The organism is Mucilaginibacter lappiensis (assembly GCF_050433765.1).
GTDB classification, from domain to species: Bacteria; Bacteroidota; Bacteroidia; order Sphingobacteriales; family Sphingobacteriaceae; genus Mucilaginibacter; species Mucilaginibacter lappiensis_A.
The window spans coordinates 220904-247333 of record NZ_JBNPWP010000004.1 but is presented as its reverse complement, the minus strand read 5'-3'; the positions used below and the strand labels follow the sequence as shown (position 1 = coordinate 247333).

The 26430-nt window shown below is 40.3% G+C and carries 20 protein-coding genes and 1 pseudogene; 13 read left to right on the top strand and 8 right to left on the bottom strand.

Features of this window, described 5'->3' with window-relative positions; translation table 11 throughout:
• Positions 1 to 38: 38 nt before the first annotated feature.
• The 5 genes from M2273_RS14245 to M2273_RS14225 all read left to right on the top strand — a co-directional run bounded on the left by M2273_RS14245 (position 39) and on the right by M2273_RS14225 (position 3266).
• Positions 39 to 815: an SDR family oxidoreductase gene (locus M2273_RS14245; RefSeq protein ID WP_429397904.1), complete on the top strand. Its 777-nt coding sequence runs from the start codon at positions 39 to 41 to the stop codon at positions 813 to 815.
• A gap of 31 nt (positions 816 to 846) precedes the next feature.
• Entirely contained in the window at positions 847 to 1290 is a 444-nt protein-coding gene (locus M2273_RS14240) for a DUF2147 domain-containing protein (protein ID WP_429397902.1), read from the top strand.
• Between the two features lie 43 nt (positions 1291 to 1333).
• Positions 1334 to 1615, top strand: a complete 282-nt coding sequence (locus tag M2273_RS14235) for a hypothetical protein (protein WP_429397900.1) — start codon at positions 1334 to 1336, stop codon at positions 1613 to 1615.
• A gap of 64 nt (positions 1616 to 1679) precedes the next feature.
• A complete protein-coding gene (locus M2273_RS14230) occupies positions 1680 to 2198 on the top strand; it encodes a hypothetical protein (protein WP_429397898.1) in 519 nt (172 codons plus the stop codon).
• A 24-nt stretch (positions 2199 to 2222) separates the two neighbouring features.
• A complete protein-coding gene (locus M2273_RS14225; RefSeq protein ID WP_429397896.1) occupies positions 2223 to 3266 on the top strand; it encodes a hypothetical protein in 1044 nt (347 codons plus the stop codon).
• A 74-nt stretch (positions 3267 to 3340) separates the two neighbouring features.
• Here M2273_RS14225 and M2273_RS14220 read toward each other — a convergent pair whose 3' ends face one another.
• Entirely contained in the window at positions 3341 to 3556 is a 216-nt protein-coding gene (locus tag M2273_RS14220) for a hypothetical protein (protein ID WP_429397894.1), read from the bottom strand.
• Positions 3557 to 4780: 1224 nt separating this feature from the next.
• Between M2273_RS14220 and M2273_RS14215 the strand changes: the two genes are divergently transcribed.
• The 5 genes from M2273_RS14215 to M2273_RS14195 all read left to right on the top strand — a co-directional run bounded on the left by M2273_RS14215 (position 4781) and on the right by M2273_RS14195 (position 13715).
• Positions 4781 to 5353, top strand: coding sequence for an RNA polymerase sigma-70 factor (locus M2273_RS14215; protein ID WP_429397893.1), 573 nt, complete (start codon positions 4781 to 4783; stop codon positions 5351 to 5353).
• Between the two features lie 68 nt (positions 5354 to 5421).
• Positions 5422 to 6552: a FecR family protein gene (locus M2273_RS14210; RefSeq protein ID WP_429397891.1), complete on the top strand. Its 1131-nt coding sequence runs from the start codon at positions 5422 to 5424 to the stop codon at positions 6550 to 6552.
• A 204-nt stretch (positions 6553 to 6756) separates the two neighbouring features.
• The gene (locus M2273_RS14205) at positions 6757 to 10164 is read left to right on the top strand and encodes a TonB-dependent receptor (protein WP_429397889.1); all 3408 of its coding nucleotides are present in this window, start codon (positions 6757 to 6759) and stop codon (positions 10162 to 10164) included.
• Between the two features lie 28 nt (positions 10165 to 10192).
• Complete coding sequence (locus M2273_RS14200; RefSeq protein ID WP_429397887.1) at positions 10193 to 11695, top strand: RagB/SusD family nutrient uptake outer membrane protein; 1503 nt, start codon at positions 10193 to 10195, stop codon at positions 11693 to 11695.
• A 223-nt stretch (positions 11696 to 11918) separates the two neighbouring features.
• Positions 11919 to 13715 carry an alpha-L-fucosidase gene (locus tag M2273_RS14195; RefSeq protein WP_429397885.1) on the top strand — a complete coding sequence of 599 codons (1797 nt, stop codon included), beginning with the start codon at positions 11919 to 11921 and terminating at the stop codon, positions 13713 to 13715.
• A gap of 1374 nt (positions 13716 to 15089) precedes the next feature.
• On the opposite strand, the pseudogene M2273_RS14190 reads toward M2273_RS14195, so the two are convergent.
• The 3 genes and pseudogenes from M2273_RS14190 to M2273_RS14180 all read right to left on the bottom strand — a co-directional run.
• Positions 15090 to 15191, bottom strand: a pseudogene (locus tag M2273_RS14190) (hypothetical protein); the annotation flags it as partial.
• 13 nt (positions 15192 to 15204) lie between these two features.
• Entirely contained in the window at positions 15205 to 15300 is a 96-nt protein-coding gene (locus M2273_RS14185) for a TMEM175 family protein (RefSeq protein ID WP_429397883.1), read from the bottom strand.
• Positions 15301 to 15368: 68 nt separating this feature from the next.
• Entirely contained in the window at positions 15369 to 17114 is a 1746-nt protein-coding gene (locus M2273_RS14180) for an MOSC domain-containing protein (protein ID WP_429397881.1), read from the bottom strand.
• Between the two features lie 247 nt (positions 17115 to 17361).
• Here M2273_RS14180 and M2273_RS14175 point away from each other — a divergent pair, with 247 nt between their 5' ends.
• From M2273_RS14175 to M2273_RS14165, 3 genes are read left to right on the top strand one after another with little or no spacing between them, the layout of a single operon-like run.
• The gene (locus tag M2273_RS14175) at positions 17362 to 18231 is read left to right on the top strand and encodes a 3-keto-disaccharide hydrolase (protein ID WP_429397879.1); all 870 of its coding nucleotides are present in this window, start codon (positions 17362 to 17364) and stop codon (positions 18229 to 18231) included.
• A 9-nt stretch (positions 18232 to 18240) separates the two neighbouring features.
• Positions 18241 to 18477 (top strand): hypothetical protein, encoded by a 237-nt coding sequence (locus M2273_RS14170; protein WP_429397877.1) that lies wholly within the window; start codon positions 18241 to 18243, stop codon positions 18475 to 18477.
• Positions 18425 to 18775, top strand: a complete 351-nt coding sequence (locus tag M2273_RS14165) for a PPC domain-containing DNA-binding protein (RefSeq protein ID WP_429397875.1) — start codon at positions 18425 to 18427, stop codon at positions 18773 to 18775. Before M2273_RS14170 ends, M2273_RS14165 begins: the two co-directional genes overlap by 53 nt.
• A 172-nt stretch (positions 18776 to 18947) precedes the next feature.
• Here the strand turns inward: M2273_RS14165 and M2273_RS14160 are convergent, their stop codons facing one another.
• The 4 genes from M2273_RS14160 to M2273_RS14145 all read right to left on the bottom strand — a co-directional run bounded on the left by M2273_RS14160 (position 18948) and on the right by M2273_RS14145 (position 26420).
• The gene (locus M2273_RS14160; protein WP_429397873.1) at positions 18948 to 20477 is read right to left on the bottom strand and encodes a glycoside hydrolase family 32 protein; all 1530 of its coding nucleotides are present in this window, start codon (positions 20475 to 20477) and stop codon (positions 18948 to 18950) included.
• Between the two features lie 139 nt (positions 20478 to 20616).
• The gene (locus M2273_RS14155) at positions 20617 to 22323 is read right to left on the bottom strand and encodes a RagB/SusD family nutrient uptake outer membrane protein (protein WP_429397871.1); all 1707 of its coding nucleotides are present in this window, start codon (positions 22321 to 22323) and stop codon (positions 20617 to 20619) included.
• 18 nt (positions 22324 to 22341) lie between these two features.
• Entirely contained in the window at positions 22342 to 25482 is a 3141-nt protein-coding gene (locus M2273_RS14150; RefSeq protein ID WP_429397869.1) for a SusC/RagA family TonB-linked outer membrane protein, read from the bottom strand.
• Positions 25483 to 25511: 29 nt separating this feature from the next.
• On the bottom strand, positions 25512 to 26420 hold the full coding sequence (locus tag M2273_RS14145) for a carbohydrate kinase family protein (protein WP_429397867.1): 909 nt from the start codon (positions 26418 to 26420) through the stop codon (positions 25512 to 25514).
• Positions 26421 to 26430 lie beyond the last annotated feature (10 nt).

Below are 26430 nucleotides of genomic sequence, written 5' to 3'. Positions count from 1 at the left end.
CCGTTCTTCCCAACTTTGTTCTATCAAATCAAACGAAGATGGAACTAAGTAAAAACACAATTTTAATAACCGGCGGGACGAGCGGGTTTGGCTTCGAGTTCGCCTCCAAACTTATTGCGCTCGGTAATACCGTGATCATTACCGGAAGAAATGCCCGAAAACTGGAAGAGACCAAACAGATACTTCCTGGTGTCCACATCATACAGAGTGATGTAAGCAAAATTTACGATATCAGCAGCCTGTACGATCAGGTCATTGAAGAATTCCCTGATCTGAATATTCTGATCAATAATGCCGGGGAGATGCGGAAGATCTTCCTCAATGAGGATCATGACCTTTCTGACATTACCAGGGAAATAGAGATCAATTTAATGGGCCCTATCCGTATGGTACAGGAATTTCTGCCGTACCTTAAACGGAAGCCCAATGCGGCCATTATGAACGTCACCTCTGGCATCGCCCTGATGGCTTTCCCTATAGCGCCTGTATACGGCGCCTCAAAGTCCGGGCTGCGCTCTTACACGCAATCCCTGCGTGTGCAGTTAAAAAATACCAATGTTAAAGTATTTGAGCTTGTTGCTCCCGGTTCCACAACCCCTTTGAATGATAAATTCAAAAACGACGAAGGATTTAACGAAAAGATGTTAATGGCTCCGGACAAGCTGATAGACGAGGCGATCAAGGGGATGAAAAACGATTCCTATGAGATCTATCCCGGCCTGGCTAAGGTTATGCGTATTATGAGCAGGCTTGCTCCAAAATTATTACTTTCCCAGACGACTAAAATGTACGAAAAGGTCGTATCAAGCATATAGTTTCCCATTACTTACTCATTAACAATTATTTATGAAAAGAATTATTTTTTTCACCGGCATACTATTGCTTATGGTTACCGGTTCATTCGCACAATCTCTGCCAGCAGATAAGATCCTGGGGGTATGGTTTTCTGCAGACAATGCCATGAAGATAGAAATCTTTAAAACGGGCAATACCTATTCCGGCAAGCTTTTACAAGCAAAATTCATGTTTGAAGCTGACGGCAAAACACCTAAAAAGGATACTAAAAACCCTAACGAAAAACTCAGAAGCCGCTCAATGCAGGGGCTTGTACATATCACCGAGCTGGTCTACGATGAAGGCAAATACATTAATGGGGTTCTATACAGCGCGGAGACCGGAGGTACCTATAGTATCAAAGGCGATCTGAAAGGCCCTAACGACCTTGAAACAAGAGGTTACAAAGGTGTTCCCATGATGGGTAAAACCTTCAAATGGACGCGCGTAAAATAGACGGTTACTAACAGATCTCCATTCAAAAACTAAAACAGGCACAATGAAAATAATTAGCAGCATACTCATTCTTATAACAGCTGTACTTAGCATAAAGCACGGCTGGGACGGCTTCCATATCGACGCGAATACCGAGCAGGCAAAGATGGCCGCAGAACTGGGCATCGGGAGGGCGGTCATACTTGTCATGAGCGTTGTAGGTATCGCTGTTGGTATCGCCATACTTTTTCCGCAAACATATTATATCGCATGCGTCATAAATGCTGTGACCATTGTCCTGATCATGGCATTATCCCTGAAGGGGGGAACTATAAAACAGCTTTGATCGAGATCCCCTTTCTACTGATTCCGCTGCTGATTATCTATTTGGGGCATCCTTTTAAAAAGTAATGGAAAGCGAATATTTTGAAGCCTTTTGGTGGCCGTCTGGACAGGGTGGAAAAGGCAAGTTGCTTGCTTACGATAAGCAGTTTTACATCTGTTTGAAATTGAGTGTTACGTTCGCTAAACCGCCAACTCTTGTTTTCTGCAGGTCGGGTGATCTTGAATGGGATGATCAGGATATGGGCTACGTCATATCGTTTGACAAGTCTTTTTTTACTAAAGGAGTGTGGTGCAAATTTGAGGGGATCGATCTTTTTAAAGAAAGGAACCCGATAAACATTGAACTGGATGAGGCAGATGTATTAACACTGGCACCAATCTTTGATAAGATATGCGGCAGCATGGACTCAACGTATCTCTACAAGTACGACCTGGTGCGAACTTACCTTTTCCAGATCATCCATCTCTCGATCAAAATACATCTTCAAAGGACAGATATCGTCAAATTACCTATCCGTTATGCCCGCTTGACCACCTGCGGTATAGATATGTTCATCAGGATAAAACTCGGTCACAAACAATAAAATATACAATTAAACTACGCAATTATGTTCAATCACAATTTTTCAATTTCTCGTTTCCATCGCTCAGCAAAGGAAACTTCCAACCTTTTGAAGGCACTAATAGTAATCACGGCATTTTTAATAGTGCCATTCATCGGCAAGGCACAAAGCCAGGATAGCCTTGCCAAAAAAGTTACCGAATTTGCAGCTGATAAGTTTGCAGAACGCAGGCCATTCAGTATAGACTATAAACAATACGGCAACTACAACTCCTCATCCACCCTTAGAGGACAGGACCTTCCGGATGGGGAGATCACCAAATGGTCGCAATTTAGTGCAAGTGCCAATATTAATTTGCTGCAGAACCGCCGCTGGCTATTGCAAGCCAACGGTTTTTACCGGTACGTTTCTGCCGAATATAATTTCCCGGCGTCCACAACTGGTACGTCACAACCGGTCAGCAGGGATTTTCATTATCATACAGAGGGGCTGAACCTTACCTATTTCTCTAAACTTTTCGGAAAGACCGCCATCTACACCGGTAGTGTCAATGTAGATTGGAGTGAGCGGTCACTGGAACGGGTTCGCGGGTTATTTACCGGCTCCATTGTCCTGAAAGCCAATGCCAGAACGAAAATAAACGTCGGTATTTTGTACAGTAGCGATCCAAGTACACTTATCCGTGTAATTCCGACGTTTCTTTACGAGCATAAGTTCAATGAGAGCCTGATGGCAGATGTATTTTTACCACGGTATGCCTACCTACGAAAAAAAATGTTTGGAAACGGCAGGCTTTCCGCAGGTTGGGAATTGGATCCGCAAACCACTTTTTTCCTGAATGACCTTGATCAAAACGGTACAACGTACCAGTATCGCCAGATCGATGTGAACTCCGGGTTGGTTTATGAGCATATTTTGTCGGGAAGCATCATCCTGTCGCTCCGCGCCGGTGTGCGGTTGAACCCTTACTCCCGTACGTTCGAAAAAGACCGTTCCTTCACAGATTATACCTGGGAAGGCAGAGCCGACGCCGCACCTTACGTAAATATCGGATTCTCATTTAATCCCTTTGCAAAGCAAAAAAAGTAGGTTTTGAGCTGTAGGCCAAACCGACATAAAACCTTTGATGCATAAACATTAAACCATATAATCAAATCAACCAGTTATGTCAAATTATAATTCAAAAGCTTTAAGTTCTCCGCGCTCAGTAACGAGAATTTCAGATCGTATCTGCAGGTTAAAGTGGCAAGACCTATCAATATCGCCACCTGCAAAGCGTGTTCAGTTCCGATGATTTTGTCAAATGCCGATGCAATCCGCATCAGGCCCTTATCAGGGTACTTAGCCCTGGTAAAGGCTTGTATCGGTCTATATATCATATTGATTTTTAGTTATTTAGAAATTACTAATTATTGAGGTAGCCGTATAGGGTATCACATCCTAATTTTTATCCAGCATAATTATCTGCCTATCCACAAAGTGGTGCGCGGAATTGGGCTGGCGCAAGGCCTAATTTATTGAATGTCGCAGTAACGCGTTCAAAGGAGGCGTTGTATGTGGTGGGTAACCGGAGTCTGTGGAAGTCTGCTCACCTATTTCAAGAATTACATCATGCGCTTTCGGAAAGGTTATAGTGGCAAGGTAATTTCAGCAAATGTTGATTACTAATAGAAAATCAATAACTATGGATGCGCTGAATATTTCATTCATGTATTACAGAGAGAACCAATAATTAGTTATTAACAATTTTTCGTTATATTCTGATTTGTTGCTCAATTGTTGCTGATTTTATGTAAGTAATTGATAATAAATTATTATAATTTACTTACAGAAAGTCAAAATCCATTTTTTTATTTTATAAATATCAGTATTTCAATTAATTACAAATTGAATCAATTGGTATATTTTTATATTTTGTTACTGATAGCATTTTATTTTGGTACTTATTTGTTACTCAAAGTGACAATTGTTTCTCGTTTTTTAATCCCAACAAAATCATTGTGACTGTTGGTGACTATTTAATAATAAACAGTACTAAATATCACAGAACACCACTAATCAAGTAGGGGAAATAACAAGGGATGTCCAACACATAATTTTTATACGTTAAATGTTCAATTCTGATTAGATTTTGGAAATTTAATATATGAGTTCAAACTTCACGATTCAAAGAAAATGTGAGCATTGTAAAAAACATTCGATGCCAAAACTACCGTCACACGATTTTGTGGCAAGCTGTGCAATAAGGAAGCGAATAAAAAAATGGTTTTCTATTTGAAAAGCTTTTTCTCCCGTAAAAAAAACGAAATAAACAGTATTTCGCTCTCAGAATCAAAATGGGTGACGGGGCTCGAACCAAAAAACATTGCCGTTATACGTCAGGAACGGTTGGGAAGTATTTCATTTTGAATTGAATAAAAATGGACTTATTGCCAATTTCGCTGAATCAAATGCTAAATTCGCGAAATATTGGTTCATAAACATTTTCCATTTTTATAAACCATTATAAACGTCTTTTTTTAATTATCAAACCAACATTTATATTGATAATTTATTTGAAGACAAATTGCCTGATATTTTTCCTGATGATTTAAAATTTTTCTATGCCCGACTATGGCCTTTATTCGGATAAAGAATTAGCATATCGCTTAAACGATAGTGATAAAGCTGCTTTCACGGAAATTTATAACCGGTTTTACGGAGTGCTTTACTGGCATGCCTATAAAAGTTTGCCGGACCCCGACGCATTAAAAGATATCCTTCAGGAGGTTTTTGTTTATTTATGGAATAACAGAACAAATATAAAACCCGAAGAAAACCTTTCGGCTTACCTGTATGTGTCTATTAGGAATAAATTGATTAATAATTTCAGGCACCTGAAAATTAAAAATGATTATATCGCATCGTTCCAGGATTACCTGGATAACAACATTCAACCCGAAGCAGACGAAACCATACGTTTGAAGCAGCTGATTTCTATAATTGAGGCGGAAGTTGCCAGGCTTCCGGCACAAATGCGGCTCATATTCCAAATGAGCAGGAACGCCAATCTTTCGCATCAGGAAATTGCCGACGAGCTTGGCCTGAGCGTACTAACGGTAAGGAAACAGGTTAACAACTCCCTAAAAATTCTGAGGTTGAAGCTGGGAAGTAAGTTTTTTTTATTTTTTTTCTAAACCGTCTACTCCCTTAGCGCTCCATAAGTGCATATAGCATAATAGGGGAAATCATTCCCTTGCCAATTATGTCTAAAAAAGACGCAACAGATTTATTGAACAGGTACCGAAATGGTGATGTAACGGAAGACGAAAAGGCTTTGGTTGAAAGCTGGTATTTGAATTATACCCAAAAGACCGCTAACCCTCAAATTAGCGACCTGGAATTGGAAGTTAATCAGCATAAGATACTTGATCACGTTATGGCTGAGATTGAGCCAAAACATAAAATTAAGTATTGGCGGTATATAAGTATTGCTGCTGCTGTTCTCATAGTAATATTTGCGGGGACTTTACTTTTAAAAGAAAACAGGCCCAATACTGACGTATCAACCTCTGCTACAAAACAACAAAATAATAATTTGCCACCTGGGGGCAACAGGGCTACATTAATTTTATCCAACGGTACCTTAATAAACCTTAGCGGTATAAAAAACGGAACCCTGGCAAGTGAAAAAGGGACTGTTATTAACAAAAATGCAGACGGACGAATAACTTATGCTCATGGCAAAAGTAATGCAACATCAGCAAATGCATTTAATACTGTACTTACCCCAAGAGGAGGGCAATACCAGCTTGTTTTAAGTGATGGAACCAAAGTTTGGTTAAACTCAGCCTCCTCTTTAAAATATCCGGTAAACTTTACTGCCGCAAAACGGGAAGTAGAACTTTCCGGAGAAGCTTACTTTGAGGTTGCACATAATCAGCATAAGCCGTTTCTGGTAATATCAAACGGGCAAACGGTGCAAGTGTTGGGTACCCATTTTAATATTAACGCCTATCAGGACGAACAAGCTACTAAAACCACGCTCCTGCAAGGAAGTGTCAAAGTGCTCACAAATGGGGTAAGTAGCAAAATTAAACCAGGAGAGCAGGCTATGTTAAAAAATGGCAAGTTGATTGTTTCGGAGGTAGACCTGGACGAAGCCATAGCATGGAAAAAAGGTTTCTTTTATTTTAAAGACGATAATATTAAAACGGTTATGCGGCAGCTTTCCCGCTGGTATGATGTTGAAATAAAATATGAAGGGCAGATCCCCGAAAGAGAATTTTCCGGACAAATGAATAAAAACATTGATGCTTCACAGCTGATGCATATTTTAAGTATTGAAAAAATACATTATCGCTTAGAGAACAGAACCATAGTTATAACACCATAATAATAATCAGCCCCAATTATTCACTTAAAACCCCATTTATGATAAAAAACACACAAAAAGAAATGTCTTAAGGCATCCCACTTAAAGGTTAAGAAGTAGAAACGTACCCCGACGGCAATCAGGGTACGTGTATCTGAGTTAACCTCCTTTATAGAAAAATGATCTTATTCGGTAATCATCCATTAACTCAAACTTATCAAAAGTATGAAATTAAATGCTCTTTCTGTGGCTACAGGTAAATTATGGCCGCCCAAAAAAATATTATTGGTTATGAAACTGACCACCATAATTATTCTCTTAGCCTTTCTGCAATGCAGTGCTAAGGTTTTTAGTCAAAAGGTTAATCTTAATGAAACCAATATCTCTTTAAAAAAATTATTGAAAGTCATTAATAATCAAACGGGCTATGTATTCTTTTATGAATCTAAATCCATTCGTAATAAAAACATTACTATAATGGTAAAGGATGCATCTATTGATGCCGCTTTAATGGCTTGTTTGAAAAATCAGCACTTAAGCTATGAAATAGTGAACAACACTGTTTTTATAAATGAGCAGCAAACGCCTGATCAAGTTCCGTCGGCATTAAACCTGCGGCAGGTTGCGGTAAAGGTAACCGGTTTGGTTTATGACGAAAAGAACATACCTATGCCCGGTGTTACGGTTAAATTAAAAGGCGGTACCACCGCCGTAATTACAGATAAGGACGGAAAATTCAATATTGATGTTCCTAATACCGAAGCGGTTCTTATTTTTTCATTTGTTGGTTATATAAAGCAAGAACTAACCATTGTGCAAGGTAGTTTGATGACCGTTCACTTGCAGCCTGAACAATCAAAACTGAATGAGGTAGTTGTTGTTGGATATGGCACAGCCAAAAAATCAGACTTAACAGGTTCTGTTGGTTCGGTGCGAAGTGAAGCCCTTGAGGAACGACCTGCTTCTTCTCTTAACCAGGCCCTGGCTGGCCGCATATCTGGGGTAAATGTATCCTCCAATTCTGGCAGGCCCGGCGGTAAAACCAATATCCGAATCCGTGGTTCAAGTTCCTTGCTCACAACCAACAATCCATTGTATGTAATAGATGGCGTTATTATGAGCAATATAGACCTCCGAAATGGAAGCACACCGATTGATTATATTAACCCTAATGATATAGCCTCTATTGAAGTACTGAAAGATGCCTCATCTACAGCTATTTATGGTGCTCGTGGAGCAAACGGCGTTATTATGGTTACAACTAAGCGCGGAAGCACCAGCGGTGGAAAAATATCGTATGACCCTGATTTCAGCATAGGCGTGCTGCCTAAAGAACTTCCGGTACTTAACTCAAAGGAGTTTTTGGCTGTGGAAGATCTGGCCTATGCGAATGCCGCAAAATTTGACCCTGTTGGATGGGCTACGGGTACCAAGTATACTGATCCTAAAACCAAGCGAACCAATCCGTTATTGTTTGATGCGCAAGGTAACCCGTTATATGATACCGATTGGCAGAAATTATCATTCCAGAAAGCGTTTACACAAAATCACCAGCTTTCATTTACCGATGGTGATGAAAAACGCAGTCTTGGTGTTTTTTTAAACTATCGTAACCAACAGGGTTTGGCGATTGGTTCATGGCAAAAAAGATACTCAGGACGTTTTGTGTTTGACAGTCAAATAAAAAGTTGGGTTAAAGTTGGCGGAACATTAGGCTATACCGACCAAACTGATAAACAGGTAGACCAGGTTGATGGGGCCGGCATAACCATGATGAGGGATGTTTTGGAAGAATTGCCTATAATTCCGGTAAAGTATGCTGATGGGGCATGGGCCAGTAACAGAGACTATCCTGGGATGGAAGGTGGAGATAGCCCTTTACGGCTTGCTGCTGAAAGGAATGACGTTCTTAAAACTCAAACCTTGCTGGCCGATATATATGCCAATCTTCACTTTGCCGAAGGATTGGACTTCAAATCAACAATTGGTACCAACCTGATCAACCAATCAGAACAATATTCGGCCGCCGCCGGGTTGCAGTATATTTCTGATAAAGGCGATGCCAGCGTATCTAACAGCAGGATTACTTCGTGGCAGTTTGAAAACTATCTTACTTACAGTAAACAGTTTGCCAAAATACATTCACTTACCGCGGTAGCGGGCTTGTCATGGCAGCATAATGATCGCTTTGACAGCTACGCGGCTTCCAATAATTTTTTTGACCCTTACTTTCAGTTCAATAATCTTGGCGCAGGTGCCAATCCGCAAGCTCCTTCTTCTGGTGCCACGGCTTCGGGGTTGAATTCTTATTTTGCCCGTTTAAATTATGGATTATTTAATAAATACCTTGTTACCTTCACGGGAAGGAGGGATGGTTCGTCAAAATTTGGGAAAAACAATCAATATGCCTATTTCCCATCCGCAGCACTCGCATGGAGGGTAATAGAAGAAGATTTTGTCAAAGCTATACCTGTTATTTCAAACCTGAAACTTCGTGCCAGTTATGGATTAACCGGTAATTCGGAAATTGCGCCGTATAGCGCTAATGCCGGCTTAACCACCGATAACTATGTGATAGTTTTAGACGGAACCCGCCAGACAGGGGTGGGCAACGCCCGTATGGCGAATGATAATTTAAAATGGGAAAAAACAGCACAAACCGATGTTGGTTTAGAGCTTGGTTTGTTTTCCAACAAGGTAAATATTGAGTTTGATTTATACCGCAGAAAGGTAAATGATATGCTGCTGAATCAGCCTTTGCCATTTAGCAGCGGATTTTCAAATGTTGTTGCCAACGTTGGGAGTATGGAAAATAAAGGTTTTGAAGTAGCTTTGAACACTACTAATATCAAAACAAGTAATTTCACCTGGAGCACCACATTCAATATTTCTGTAAATAAAAATAAAGTGCTGGCCTTAGCGGGTGGCCGCGATATATTTTCAGGTAATGGAATTATAAGGGTGGGTGAACCTGTAGGTTCTTTTTATGGAAGGGTAAGCCTTGGAACATGGGGCAGTAATGAGGCAGCCGAAGCAAAGAAATACGGTATGCTGCCGGGCGATATCAAATATAAGGACTTAAATAACGATGGCACTATAAATGATCTTGACCGGACCATCATAGGAAAAGGCATTCCAGACGGCTATGGAACTTTGCTGAATACATTTCAATATAAAAACTGGGCGTTAACAGTCGATCTTCAGTACATGTACGGCAATGATGTGCTGGACAGAAGTATTCACTCGGCCGAAGACAGGCAAGGTATTGCCAACAGTTACAAAACTGTGTTAAACGCCTGGACCGAAGCCAATCAAAATACGCCTATTGCTCAAATACGACCCATTAACGCTTATTATACCACTAATAATGACAGCCATAAAGTAACCGACGGGTCGTTTATACGTGGGCGTAACCTATTGCTTGCTTATACGCTTCCAGCAGCGTTATCATCCCGGTTAAAACTGACTAAGCTAAGGATTTACGCATCTGTGCAAAACTTTTTTGTAGCCACCAAATTCAAGGGTTATGACCCTGAAGTTTCTAACTCCAGCGCTCCATTTGACCAGGGCTTAACATTGTATGATTATCCAAAGCCCAGAATATTTATGCTCGGCCTCAATGTTGGACTTTAATTAATACCAATTCTTTAAACAAGGAAAAATGAAAACAATAAAGAAATATAGTTTGCTGGCATTAATAGTTGGCATATCAGGACTCTTCGGCTGTTCTAAATTTTTAAATGAAACGGATCCGAGCAACTTTACAGTGGGAGCGTACTTTACCAAACCAGAACAGGCCCGGACTTCTGTAAATGCTATTTATGCGAGTTTGCGCGATCAGATGAATGGCGATTTTAACGGGGCAGCCTGGACAATGACAGAGTTTGCCACAGGGCAGGCAGCTACCGATTTGGGCCAGGCGGTTAATAGCTATTTTATAAAAGATTTGAAAAATACAGCAGAGAATAGCTACGGGCAAACCTATTGGCAAAGTTATTATAAAGGTATTGGCAATGCTAACCTTTCTATAGCCAACATACCCAAAATACCGGGTATGGATGCTGCACAAGTAAAACAATTGCTTGGGGAAGCTTATTTTTTAAGGGCCTGGTATTACTTTAGCCTTGTGCAAATGTTTGGTAATATACCCTTGATTACTGAGCCTATTGATTTAACGTCATCGCAATTGAAACCCAAACAGGCAACCCCGGATGATGTTTATAAACAGATTGTGAGTGATTTAACTACTGCTGAGGCGGCAGGCTTACCATGGGTAGATGCTGGTGGAAGGGTAAGCCTGGGGGCTGTGAAATCATTGTTGGCCAAAGTATACCTCACTATGGCCGGATATCCGTTAAAAAAAGGTAATGATTATTATGACCTGGCCGCAAAAAAATCTGCGGAAGTTATTGACTCAAAACAATTTAAACTGTTTGATAGCTATGCTGATCTGCACAATCCGAACAAGAAAAATATTGAAGAAAATATCTTTATGATCCAATATAAAACACAAGTTATCCCTGGTAGCTGGCAGTCGTTGATTATTCCTTATAACAAAAATATTTCGGCATATTCTGCAGAAACCGGAGGTATTTACGCCACGGCAGATTTTGTAAAATCGTACGATCCGGCCGATTTGCGGGCTAAAGAAGGACAGTTCTTTTTTACCAAATTTACCAATCAGGATGACCGGAAAATTGAGGTGAATTTAGGAGGCTATTTTCTTTACAAACTTTTTGATGTTGACGCGCAAACCAATACAGCCAATAGCGATCTTAACTGGTCGCTTATTCGTTATGCTGATGTGTTACTGGTATATGCCGAAGCATCCAACGAAGTAAGCGGCCCAACGGGCAAAGCTTACGATGCTGTTAACGGGATAAGAACAAGGGCGCAGTTACCAAACCTGGCCGGCCTGTCAAAAGATCAGTTTCGTGAAGCCGTTTGGAAAGAACGCTGGTATGAATTATGTTTTGAAGATGTTACCTGGTTTGATATGGCCCGTCTTCGTAAAGCATTTAACGTTAGTACCAAACAGTTTGACGAATACGTTGGGCACAAATTCTCTTATGGGCCTGTTTTAACCGAAAGAGAGCTTTTGTTTCCTATTCCAAGTGTTGAGTTACAAAATAACCCTAACTTAATACCCACGAAAGGATATTAATATCAAAATCCGCGTGCTTTAATAGCTCTTAAAACAATTATTGAATAATAATCCTGATGGTTTTGTTAAATCAGGATTATTATTTCTTAAATCTGTATAGGTATTCATCCGGCTGTAGTTGATTTAAATCTTTATCAGACGATTAAATGGATGGACAAGTACAAACTTACTTTATTGCTGAGGCAGAAAAATTAAAATATATCAATAACAATTAACAAAAATTATGAAACGTATTTTCCTTTTCTTATGGCTTATTTCTACTTTGCTCCCCGCTGGCGCTCAACAGGCTTCCAATCAACAGGAACGTGTTAAATGGTTTACCGATGCGCGTTTTGGCATGTTCATTCACTGGGGAGTATATAGTGGCGCAGAAGGGATATGGAAGGGCGAACGCCTGAGGAACGGAAATAATTATGCAGAATGGCTGCGCTACCGCAATCGTATTTCAGAGGAAGAATATGTTCAATTAGCAAAACGGTTTGACTGGAATAAAATAAACCCCGAACAATGGGTATTGCTGGCTAAAAAGGCAGGAATGAAATATATCCTGATTACCGCCAAGCATCACGACGGGATCGCTATCTGGAACTCTAAAGTTAGCGATAGTAACCTTAGTAAACTTAGCGGTACAAACAGAGATGTAATTAAGGAGTTAGCTGCCGCCTGTAAAAAGCATAATATGAAGCTGGGTTTTTATTATTCGCATTGGCTTGATTGGGAACACCCAAACGGCTGGGATCATAACCAGGAAATAACAGGCCGTATTACTGATGAGCAATACAATAAATACTGGCAGGAAAAAGTTTTGCCGCAATTGCGTGAACTACTAACCAATTATGGCGACATTGCCATGATCTGGTTTGATATGTGGATAGATTATAAGTCTACAATTGTGAAAAAGGAGCAACTTGATCAGGTCATTAATCTGATACACAAATTGCAACCAGATTGCCTTATAAATTCCAGGCTTGGGTTACCTGCAAGCGATCCGGGCATTGATTTTGAAACCATGGGCGACAACCAACTGGGCGCGGTATATACCAACCATCCATGGGAAACCTCTGGAACAATTGCACATTCATGGGGATACAACGCCCTGGAAAACGAGTATAAGTCTACCAGCCAGTTATTACAATCCTTAATAGGAAATGTAAGCCTCAACGGAGGATTCACGTTAAATATCGGACCACGGGCAGATGGTTCTGTTCCATACGAAGACCTAACCAGATTGGATGATATGGGTGCATGGCTTTCCAAAAACGGAGAATCTATTTATGGGTGCACCGGTCTTGAATTACGGCCTAATCAACACGATTGGGGACGGATAACCACAAAAAAACTGGGTAAAAAACAGATCGTTTACCTGCAAGTGTATAATTGGCCATTAGATCATGTGCTGCGTTTAGCCGGAATTTTATCAAAAGCCGAAAAAGCAGAGCTGATAACTCCATCTGGTAAAAAGGCATTACGCTTTACGCAATCAGGTCCATTAACCCATATCCAATTGCCCGAAGTTGCCGGAGATAATTTTGTATCGGTAATTGCATTACAGTACGCACAACCACTGGAGCTTGATGAAAAGACCGTGGCCGAATCTACCTTTGGAGGACTTGCTTTAAGTGCCGAAAATGATTCAGAAAACCCTTCAAAATATAAACTGGTGCAATTTGATGGCTTGCGCCCTTCTCATTTAATAATAGATAAAGATGGTTTACTTATGTGGCAGATTTATGTCCCGGGCGCCGGAACTTATAATGTAGATATATCATATCATAATGATTCAAAAACCGAAATGCCGGTAAACATTAGCGCTGGTGATCAAAATTTGTCGCATTCATTAAAACCCACAGGAAAGGTGGTTGTAGAACCTCATGATAGTTATACAGATGAATTTGTGAATAACCGAATTGGTTTGTTTGATTTTCCTAAAGAAGGTTTTTATAAGGTTATTTTAAAGGTAAGCCCTAAAGAAAATGAAAAATTATACTTTAATAGAATTTGGTTAAGCAAAAAACCTTAACATTTTTAATCTATCACAAAAAAACATACCTAACTTATATTCCACAATGAACGATCAAGGGTAATGATAAGGCTATTCATGGTTTGACCGGGTGAGCTGGGCAGCCTTCGGTGTAGCTCTCCCGATCCTTTTCTCCACGTGCGAAATGAGTTCGCAGATGCAGAATTGCGACTCCCTCGAAGTCATCGTGGTCATCCTTGAGTTGGAGCCAGGCGGACTCATATACCGTGCCCTTTGATAATTGTCATTCAAAATTTGTAAAAAAATTGTAAGTTATTAACATTTTTTACTAAATTATATAGTTGTTACTCATTTGTTGCTGAAAATTTATAACTAGTTGATAATCAAAATGTTATTACTTTCTGTATCGGTAAATGATGTCTGTAGTTATCTGATTTTAAATAGTTTACAATTATTTGATAAAATATAAAATATGAATCGTCTTATGATTTAATCTACTGTACCCCATTTGTTCCTGATTTTAATCAAAGGAGAAAATAGATGTCATTCAATGCTTTTTACCCCGTTCTGACTTTGCTTTTTAGTTTTTAATTGCTCGTTTTTTACTGTGGCGCTTTTATACCATCATCTAAATAGGTTTGCATTCGTACACCTACTGTTTGTTAAAATGTCCTGTTGATTTATTATAGTTCACCTGCTCTATGATGAAAACTGATGAAGACTACACCGAATATAACCCATCTCTGTTGGTTACAGGTGTTCTTGCCGGAGTAGGCGGTTCGTTAATTTTTTCGCTTTTCAACTTATTATGCTCTATCGTTATATAAACCAACCTAACTGCTGGAGTAGAGCTCGACCTGATGTTCAGGATTTTAAATTGGAATTTAAATAACTTTTACCCGATTACAGGTCTGCTATCAATTTATGTCACAACAAATCTATAACTGTTTCGTTAACAGTATATCCTATAGATTAAGCCGAAACGTACGATCCCGTTGCAAGACCCGCCATAGAGCGGGTTTTTTGTTTTAACTAAATCCCTTCAAATCATATTATTTATGGTATGAGGTTAAATAAGACAGGAAGGGATTTTATATAAACAGTTGTTTTAAATTTAAAACATATTAATACTCAGTGTGGTATGCAAGTCCCGGCTTTTGATAGATCGGGGCTTTTTCTTATTCGTAACTTAATAATAAAACCTACGTATACAACCTTGTCATAATCGTATTGTTAGAGTTAAGCCCTCCCGACAGCAATTGTCAGGAGGTCTTTATTTTTTGATATTAATTTAATATTAAGTATATTTATTATGCAAGTTTGGAGTGTTAGGAATGACTTGCAACGCTATTGCCCCGGTTGCTGTTTCCGGGATGTTTACCTTTCATATTAAAACTTCTTACGGGTTGATGGTTAATGATGTTCTTGTTCAAGCCATACTATAGCGATAAACAGGTAGCTTACTCCATAACTGATCCATGTAGGCCACAACTGGCCCAACGCGTGAAAGGTGGCACTTTCAGGCTTCTTATAATTCCAGGATCATAATGGTGATCACAATAGCAAACACACCGTCCGAAAATGCACCAACGCGGTCCGGTGCCGTTTGATTTGTGATCTTCATTTTTTTATTCTCCTTTATCATGGCGTTAAGAATTCTGGAATACGGTGCTTTGTTAATTATCTTTTAAGTTAAAGATCCAGTTCAAGGGGCGCTACCGGAGCTGCACAACAAATAAGTACATTTCCCTCTGCCGGAGGATCAAGAGGGTCAGGCGAATAGGCAACCTTTCCATCAATTATGCCGCTTTCACACCGGTGGCAAACACCGGTGCGGCAGGACCACAGAACCGGGACATCGCAAGCTTCGGCGGCCTCCAATAAATTTCTGAAGTGTGAATTCCAGGGAAACGAAATTTTACTTTTTGCGAAGGTAACCAGAGGGCCCGTTCCGGCATTATCGAATGGAAGGTGTGGGGCAGTTGTTGAGTTCGGGGCATTCACACTATGGTTACCGAAATCCTCGTATCGGATATTTCCTTCGGGAATCCCAAGACTTCGGAGTGCGGCCCGGGTGTCTGATAGGTATCCTTCCGGGCCGCAAAGGTACCATTCACTTTGGAGGGGTATCTTCAGTTTTTTCAACAATTCAAGATTGAGGCGCCCCTGAATATCATAATCCATTCCCTGTTGTTCATTTTCGCTTGGGCGGCTATAAATCCTTACCATATGAAAGTTGGCTAAGTCTGTGCCTATTTTTTTTACTTCATTTGCAAAAGAATAGTGCGCCCCGTTCTGTGTGGAATGAATCCACCATACTTCCCTCGAAACGGAATTCAGACCTACAGCGTAAAGTATGCCGAGTAATGGGGTGATACCAACTCCTGCGCTCAAAAGGACGAGCGGAGTTTTTCCTGACGACAGCGTAAAGGTTCCCCGCGGGGCGCTTACCTCCAGAATATCGCCGTTATTAATTTGTTCATGCAGATATATACTTCCACGTCCATCGATTTCGCGCTTGACGGCGATACGATAAGTTGTGGTTCCGGGAGGGCCACAAAGCGAGTACATGCGGAGGAGCGGAATGACGTTAGGGGCAGCCGGAATTCGTATCGCGATGTGTTGTCCCGGTATAAATTCAGGAAGCGGGCCTTTATTGGCAGGCTCAAGTTCAAAAGAGCGAACACCGTTGCTTTCCATTCTTGAACTCCGGATAACAAAGGGGCGAAACCCGAACCAGGCGGCCGGCCGCGATTGAATGCCGGTTAAACCAGCGTTTCCGCTATTAACTCCTTCCAACACAGCATGGAGTAGTTCCTGGAAGGACGTTCGCCACCCTTTACTCAAAGCAGGAATCTTTAAAGCTTTCTTCAACCCCTCTTCAGAATGATCTTTTGAATATAGGAGCTGGTCAACATCAACCACACTCATGCTTTCCGGTCCCTTCGCGATCTGTAGGATCAAATCGCCTACACTAATTATTCCTTCCTTTATCACCCTGAAGTAGAAACCCGGTCGTTTGAGTGCAACAAGTAATGCCGGCATTTCGGGGACCCCGGTGCTTATGCCGATTTTATAACAGGTAACCCGCGGCTGGGTAACTTCAAAAATGGCTGTGCCAATCTGGAAACGATCCCCAATGCATACATCTTTATCTGCTAACCCCTCAACGGTCAGGTTCTCTCCAAACCTTCCATACGCCCAGTCATCGCGTTGAAACTGTTTACGCCAGAATTGATAGGAGTCTGCCTGATAAACCATAACGGCCCGGTGTTCGCCTCCATGGCCTACAAGGTCTGATTGTGCATCACCGTCAATGTTGAATTGCCTGACCCTGACGGGCCCTTTTACCGGTGTCTTAAAAATGGAGGTCCTTACCATTTGGCCATTCCATTCTATCTCGCGCGGCTGTCCAACGTTTACTGAAATTACTTTCATACGCCTCCCATACCTTAAGTGTGACCGGATTTCGATTTGCAATTACCTTAATTCGAAGACAATTTGAATCCGGCGAAATTGTAATTACAAAAATACATTACTGCAATGAATTTCAAACATAGATTGAGCTTGCAATTTATATAGCCTGGCGGAAACTATAAAAGGCAGAGGCTAATCAAATTGTTAGTGGCCATCAGGCCCACTTCCTAAAATTATTGTATTAAGTTTACTTTGATAACAATTGTAAATGATGAAAAACCCTTTCTTATCCCTTTGCTGTATCGCCATTTTGCTATGCTTCACCTCATTTCAGCCCAAAGATGATTGGACACTATTGCTTGATAAAAAGTTGTCAAAATGGGATATCTACCAAAGCTTCCGGTTCCCGAACGGGTATAAAGGTGCCGCTCCAAAAAATGCGGATGGAACTAATGTAAAACCTATTGGTTATAACATTAATCAGGATAAAGTATTTTCAATCATTATGGAAAACGGTGTGCCCGTGCTGAAGATAGATGGCGATATCTACGGCTGTATTTTCACCAAACAGGATTTTGAAAATTATCACCTTAAGCTAAAGGTAAAATGGGGCGATAAAAAATATTCACCACGTTTAAATGAAGATAAAGATTCCGGCGTTCTATACCATTCGCAAGGCAAATGCGGTGTAGAGTATTGGCGTACCTGGATGCTGAGTCAGGAATTCCAGGTAACAGAAAAAGGAATGGGCGATTACTGGTCGCAGGCCAGCTCACGGTCAGATGTTAAGGCACGGAAAGATGATAAAGATTATTTTTTTGATAACAGCGGCACATTAATGGCATTTGGCGGCGGTACGGGTAATGGTAACTTTTGCCACGCCGGAACAGATGCCGAAATAAAAGGAGATTGGAACGAATTGGAGTTAATAACCTATGGCGATAAAAGCATCCGTATTGTTAACGGAAAGGTTGTAATGGCACTGTCAAACAGCCGTTATATGGCTAATGGCGAAGCAAAACCATTGGTAAGCGGTAAAATCCAGATCCAGAGTGAAGCCGCGGAGGTTTATTATAAGGATATGATGATAAAGAAGATTGACGGGATGCCGGAGGAGTATGCCGGGTATTTTAAATAAGCACAATCCATGAACTTGAAATTTTTGTTTGCACTCATTATTGTTTTAGGCACTTGTTGTCGTCTGTCGGCCCAGGTAACAGGCGCCGATAAACCAGTTACTGCCGCTGATCTGGATTATCGTAAGGACGGTAATAATTACCTGCTCGTTTTGAAGGCTGGTCAAACCGCTTATTGCCAGTCTTGTGGCTTTTATGGAAAAGGAAAGATTGCCAGGTGCAAGCCTCTCCGGGATTGGCGCGGTTAAAAACGTGGAAGTTGCGTATTACGATATTCAGGCTCAGAAATATAAGTACCACACATTTAAACCATCAATGGAGGTGCTTTCATTGAATGGAAATATGGGATATTTTCAAAATAAACCTATTGTCCACGCCCATGTCGCTTTAGCGGATTCAAGCTATACTGTACACGGCGGTCATGTTAAAGAAGCAGAAGTTTCCCTGATCCTGGAAATCTTTATAACCCCCACATCTAAACCAATTACAAGAGAGTGGAATACAAAATTTCCGGAACTTCGTACCATGACAACATTATGCGATTAAATGAGCTGTTTAAGCACCCGGCACCATCACGCGTTTCGCTGATCTTCTATGTGTATACCCGGAGATCATGCGGAGCGAATTACAAATAATGCTGGGTTTATAAAAGGCGCTTCCATCTCATCTGAAGCGCCTTTTGGTCAACTAAATATCAAGCGTAAAACGCCGATTTTTTTTATTTCCAGATAGATTTCAATCCCGTAATCCTCATGTTGTTTATATTTAACTTACCTTCTGTAATGACAGTAAGGTTATTAAAATCGCTATTGGGGAAATAAACCGCCGTCATGGTAGTTAAACCTCCATCAGTAAATATTTCTACAGATGCTTTATCAACTACCAGGGTAATATCTGAGCTTTTAGCAGCAGTTAATCGGGGTGCTGTAAAACGGCCGGCAAAATTCTTTTGAAAATCGATTTTCCCGGCTTTTGTACGGTCAATGTAATACTGATCTTTTCCGGCTTCATAACCTATCAGCAGCTCTTCTCCATTTTTATTTGACAGCTTAATGCTATAATCTTTTAGTTGGGCCAAATTCAATTTTAAAACATACTGACCTTTAAAACCGCTTATCTTTGAGGAAAGGTCAATAGTTTTATTAACCTGCAGCTGCTTCAAAACAACTGTTTTTGTATGGATATTTTTTAGCTCTTCTACAGGTTTAGATGCCAGCAAAATTTCCCCCTTACTTTGTTGTAGTTTAAGATCACGTGGTATGGTCATGGCATTGCGCCATGTTTGTGTTGGCACCTGATTTGCATATTGCCAGTTACTCATCCAACCTAAAAATATTTTGCGGCTGCCGGTATTGCTCCAGGTTATGCCGGCATACTCATCAGGGCCGTAATCAAGCCACCGGGTATTGGTGTCGATGGGGGTGAATTTATTACCGTCAAAGTTACCTACAAAATATTGGGTAGCCGAGCCACCGTTTGGCCCTCCGGGGTTAATGTTTACGATCAATACCCAGTAAGTTTTTCCATTCAGTTTTAAAGAGAACAGATCCGGGCATTCCCATACACCGCCATGGGCACCCTCTTTAATACCGAACTCACTTTCCTTTTTCCAGCTTTTCAAATCAGTGGCCGAATAAAATGATATATGATCCTGGGTGGCCAGTGTCATCACCCATTTTTTCTGCCGGGCATACCACATTACTTTAGGATCACGAAAATCTTTGATACCCGGATTTTTCAGCACGGGGTTGCTGCTGTATTTGGTCCAGGTAGTGCCGTTATCTAAGCTGTATACAATGCTTTGGTTCTGAAAAACTTCAGTTCCTGCTTTTTCTCCTTTCGGGTCATGATGGGTAAATATGGCCACCAGTGGTATTTTACCGTTTTTGCCAAAGCCCGAAGTGTTGTTTGAATCAACAACAGCGCTGCCCGAAAATATATAACCCAAACTATCGGGATATAAAGCTATCGGCAGCTCTTTCCAATTGATAAGATCTTTGCTTACCGCATGTCCCCAGTGCATCGGCCCCCAAATAATATCCTTCGGATAGTACTGAAAAAACAGATGATAGGTATGGTTAAAATAAACCATACCATTGGGATCGTTTACCCAATGTGCTTTTGGCGAAAAATGTACCTGCGGGCGATATTGCTCCTGGTAAGTTTTTTTTGGAGAATCCTGAGCTTTACAAACACAAGTTACTGTGATAAAGGTAATCAGCATTAATATGCCGCATTTTGTTTTCATAATTTAAGCTTTTAATAGGTTATAGATTTGGCAGGGGTATTCAAAAACCTTAAAATAAATATTTTATAAAATAACTTTAAAATAATGGGACAACCTGGATTAGTTTATTAAACCAGGTTGCCCATTGTTGTTAACAATTTTAATATCCAGGGTTTTGTTTATATAAACCGTTGGTAAATGTAATTTCTGATTGCGGAATTGGAAGATATTCATCTCTTCCGGCAGTAAATTTAGCCGTTGATAAAAATGTTCTCCTAACTTTTTCAATATTAATGTAGTCGTTTAAAGTTTTTTCTGCAATTCCCCACCTAACCAAATCAAAGAAACGTGCTCCTTCGGTTGCAAACTCCAGGCGTCTTTCCCATTGTAATGCTTTACGTGCATAATCTTGAGTCCAGTTTGCTAAGCTATAGGGTTTTATGTTATAGGTTGAAGGAAAAGTACCATCCAGTTTTTTAAGTCGTGCGGTACTTGCCGCGGCTCTGTTTCTAATTTGATTAATTAATGGCAGTGCATTTGTCTGCTTCCCCAACTCAATATAAGCTTCGGCTTGCATTAATAAAACATCATCATATCTAATTATATCATAATTTTTTGCCGCCCCCATAAACGGCCCAAGCTTAAAATAAGATGAGCTTGTGGCCAATTGCTGGTTACGCATAGTATGAAAATTCCCATAAACACCCGGGTCACGCACCCAACTGTTACTGAATGGTTTTGTATTATCATATTTATACGGATGCCCGTCTATACCAACTGTATGGTCTAATCTGGGATCAACAGTAACTTTTGATAAATCGGCTATGCCATTATTGAATGTATCAAAATTAGGTAAGCCACTCGCATCAGTTGTATAGGCATTTACTAAATTCTGACTTGCCGCATGGAACCCGCAACACCCATATTGAGGCGCTCCATGTGGATAATTTAGCCCGTCTTCAAAATTTAAACGCCCGGAAGTAGTTCCATCATTAATGGTAAATTGTATCGCGAATACAGATTCCGGTCCGTTCTCTGTTTCAGGTAAAAAATTATCAGCAATATCATTACTTAACGAATATTTACCAGAAGAAATAACTGCCTGTGTAAGCGTAACAACTTCCTGCAACCTTGTTTTATTGATATTGATTACATGGTGTTTTTCATCCTGTTCGTATGCCTGGTATAATCTCAATTTAGCTAAATAAGCCTGGGCATTTAATTTATTGGCCCTGGCTAATTCAGGCTGAGTTGCTGGCAAATTATCAATTGCATATTGAAAATCAGCAGCAATTTTATTCCATGAATCTTCATTTGATAAAGTATTTGAAACTTTCAGAATGTCATCAGTGGTTGCATTTTCATCAAAAATGGGTATATTTTTGTATAACAATTTCATAGTAAAATAGCTATGTGCTCTTAAAAACCTCAATTCGGCCAAACGTATCTTTTTGTTAGGAAGTTCAGCATCTGAAAGTGAATTAACCGCCCTAAGCGCCACATTTGCTCTTGAAATAGATTTAAACAAATTTTTCCAGGTTCGTGAAACAAAAGAATCCATAGATGGGGTTACCAGGTTATAATGTTCCAATGCATCAACTTCACCAACATCCCCGGTACCACCACCGCCTTTATAAGCATCATCTGCACGAACGCTGCCATAGGCCCAGTCGCTATATATTGGCCCTATCATATCGCCATTCCCAATGGCAGCATAAGCTGCAGTTACCAAACCTTCAACAGCGGCTGGCGACTTTAAATCTGAAGGAGACAGTACTCCCTTTGGAGTATAGTCTAATGCTTTTTTACAGGAACTAAAAATTATTAGCCCCGATAAAATAGTTGTTAATAATATTTTTGCTTTCATATTGAATAATATTTTTCGTTAAAATGATGCGTTAACTCCAAAACTGAAAACCCGGGGAATTGGAACAGGATCGAGGTCGATTCTTTCCGGATCGGGGCTCAAATAGCTTTTATTTTTTAATGTAAATACGTTTTCGGCCATGGCAAATACCCTTAATCTGGTAAATACAGCTTTAGGCGTAATGGTATATCCAATTTGAATGTTTCTTAATTTGAAATAGGATGTGTTTACAATAAAATAATCAGAAGTCCGGCCTTCATTGTTATTATCTTTTAGTGTTAATGCCGGTACGTTGGTGTTGGTGTTTTGCGGTGTCCAGCCATCAAATACACCCGGGCCTACGTTTTCTCTGCTGTGCATCAGGTTATTATATAGCGTATACACGTCAAATCCTTTTCGGCCAGCAACACCTGATCCAAATATTGATAAGTCGAACTTTTTATAAGTCAAATCAATTCTTGCACCGTACTCCAATGCCGGCAGGGTAGTGCCTATCCAGGTTTGATCGTTGGCGTCAATTTTTCCGTCCTGATTGACATCCACATAACGAATTCTACCCGGACCTGCGCCGATTTGAGTTGGGGCCGCATCCACTTCGGACTGCGATTGGAAAAGGCCGTTTGTTTTATAACCAAATATGTCAAATTGTGAATGCCCTATTATGGTATTATCTATATTACCCGGATAAGCCGGTCTAACGTTCTCTGGTAAATCCGTAATCTTGTCTCTAAAGTGCGAAAAGTTTAAAGTAACGTTGTAATTAAAATCTCCTGCTTGCTGCCCATGATAGGTAACTAAAAATTCCCAGCCTTTATTGGTTTTTGAAGCACCATTAACTGTTTTAGATTGCCCTTCGCCTAATGCCGATGCAACCGGAGGCGTAATTAAAATACCCGTGGTTTTTCGCGTAAAATAGTCAAATGAACCTGAGATCCTATCGTTTAATATGGCAAAGTCTAACCCTGCATTTATTTCGTCGGTAGTTTCCCATTTAAGAGCAGGGTTTTGTGCCTGGGTTTGAACAAAGCCCGATGGCAGCGATCCTGTATTAGCACCAGACAATGAATAGGCGGTACCAACATTCATATACTGCTCCCAAAAGCCGGGTGTAAGTTGGTTTTGGGTGGTGCCATACCGCGTGTAGTAAAGCGCGTAACGCGACAGGTCGCCAATTTCCTGATTACCTACCCTTCCTATACCAGCTCTTAATTTCAATTCAGAAAAAATGGTGTTGTTTTTCATGAAGCCTTCCTGATCTATTTTCCAGCCGATTGAAGCGGCGGGAAAAATACCATACTGATTATTGGCACCAAATCTTGACGAACCGTCACGACGAACCGTAAGCGAGACTAAATATTTGCTGGCATAATTATAATCCAAACGCGCAAACTGTGAAAATAAACTATTACCAGTTGACCGCCCGGTAACTATGGTATTGCCGGTGCCGGCATCCAATGTAAAATAGTCTTCTGTTTGTATGGCGTAGCCTTGTTTAAGGGTTGTCTGGAAATCAGTGAAGGTTTTAATATACTCTGTACCAACTAATATTTTAAAGTGATTATTGGTGTTTAAATCATAGTTATACCTTATTGTATTTGAAAGAGTGGTACTCAGGTAATGGTTTTGGTCAAAAAACAAGCTGTTGGTGGTGCGGTTTAAGGCTCCTTCAGTAAAAGTTGGCGTTATTACCTTACTAAGATATGTTGAGTTATCTGCTCCAAAATTAGATTTAAAATACAGGTTCTTAATCGGTTGTATTTCTAAAAACACGTTGCCAAATGTGTTTAAACGATTGGTATTATTCCATTTCGCAAGATCCTGCATGTGTAAAGGATTGTTCCTGTCAGAATAACCTGCTCCCGATTCGCCGGCATAGGTAACCCCATCTTTTTGATAAACCGGAATAGTTGGAGCTAATGTAACAGCCAAAAATGTAGTTGATGCTCCGCCTAAGTCTCTGGTTGTAAGGGTTTCATTTGAGTTAGTTATTTTTAAATTAACGCCAAAAGCAGCTTTGTTATTAAATGCGTGCGTTATAGCATTGATGCTACCCGTAGTACGTCCATAATCTGTAAATCTAACAAGGCCGGTATTTTTGATATTTCCAAAATTTATTTGAAGCGAAGAGTTTTTATTACCGATAGAGGCTGTAAAATCATTATTATAAACCACCGCGGTTTTATACAATACACTTTGCCAATCGGTATCACCTGCAGGGGTATTAGGATCGCCACCTACAAATGGTTTAGGAACCACGCTACTTAAAACAGGATTATTATAATCATTATTCCAGTTAAAAGAATATATGTCGCCATAACCAGCGGCAGGGTCCTGGCCATCATTTACAGAAGCCTGCCACAACGCCCTGCCTCTGTCTACCGAATTTAACATTTTAAACCTTGAAGATTTTTCAGATTGAAATGAGGTGCTATTATTAAACTGGAACTGCACTTTATCTTGTGTATTTCCACCGTTTTTAGTTGTAACGATGATAACACCATTTGATGCGCGTGATCCATAAATTGATTCGGACGAGGCATCTTTTAGTACCTGAACAGATGCTATATTTGAGGGTGACAGATTTTGAAATACTTCTGGCCTGGTGGTTGGTATGCCATCAATAATATATAAAGGGTTATTATTGCCTAAAGTATTGGCCCCCCTGATTAAAATTCGGCTGGTTGACCCATTAGCCGATCCATCTTTTTCAATAAACAAACCTGCAACCCTGCCCTGTAACGCCTGCATGGTGTTTCCCGAGCTGTTATTTTTTACCGGTGCTAAATCAACAACGGCAACCGCGCCGGTTAAGTCTTTCTTTCTTTCAGAGGTATAACCGGTTACAACTACTTCGTTAAGTGTGTTTTCTGCATCTTTAAATACTACATTAAGTACTTTAGTATCAGCAGTGATAGTCATCAGTATTGGTTTTGCACCTACATATGAAAATCTTACAGACTGGCCATTTTCCACAGCGATCCTGAATTTTCCATTAGCATCTGATAGCGTTGATTTTTGGGATTCAACAACCACTATAGTAACTCCATCTATAGGTTTGGATGAGTTATCTAATACGGTCCCGGTAATAATTCGGGATTGCGCGTATCCTTCACTTATTAGCAGTATAAGAAAGGAACAAATAAGTAATAATTTTCTCATTGATTTTGATTTAAGTGTAATTGGTTTGGTTAAAACATTTTGTTTATAAAGTCTTGATATTCTTTGATTTTATAATCCGGACAGCCTCCTTTCTTTGTTGCAATAAAGCCGCCCATCGCTATTGCATTTTTTAATATGATCTCGGGTGATATACCATGGTAATGGTTTACTATAAATGCCGCTAAAAAAGAATCGCCGCTGCCTATGGTATCTCTTACTTTTACCTCGCGCCCGGCAACATGGTAAGCTTTGTTCTCCTTATAGTAGGATGCGCCAAACTCACCTTTGGTAACTATGATCTCGGGTATATTAAAATGATCCTGAATAAATTTGATTTGTTCCGATTCTTTCCAGAACGAGCCCCTAAACAGGCCCTGTACCATTTCCAGCTCGGCCTGGTTAAACTTTACAATATTGGCTTTGTGCAGCAATTCACCTAACAGATCGCGGCTTATAAAAGGCGGTCTTAAATTAATATCGAATACTTTGATGGCATCGCTTTCCAACAGTTCAAACAAGGTATTGCGCGAGACGATGTTTCTGGAAGCCAGACTGCCGTAAACAAAATAGGTAGAGGGTTTTATCTGCGTTTTGATGCTCTGGCTATCATTAATAAAATCCCAGGCCACAGGGAAAACGATCTCATATGACACTTCGTTTCCATTGTTCATGCTCGCTATTACCTCGCTGGTTGGGTGTTCCACATCTACTTGCAGCAAATGTTTTTTTATACCCCAGTTATCCAGCAGATTTTCCAGCTTGTGCCCATTTTCATCATTACCTATTTTACTCACCAGGCTGGTTGGCATACCCAGCTTATTTAAATGGTACGAAACATTCAGCAAAGCGCCCCCGGGTTGAGGGCCGTCGGGTAAAACGTCCCAAAGTATTTCGCCGTAGCAAATGGCAGGGGTAATTGTATCAGCTTGTAAAGTCATAATTTGATTA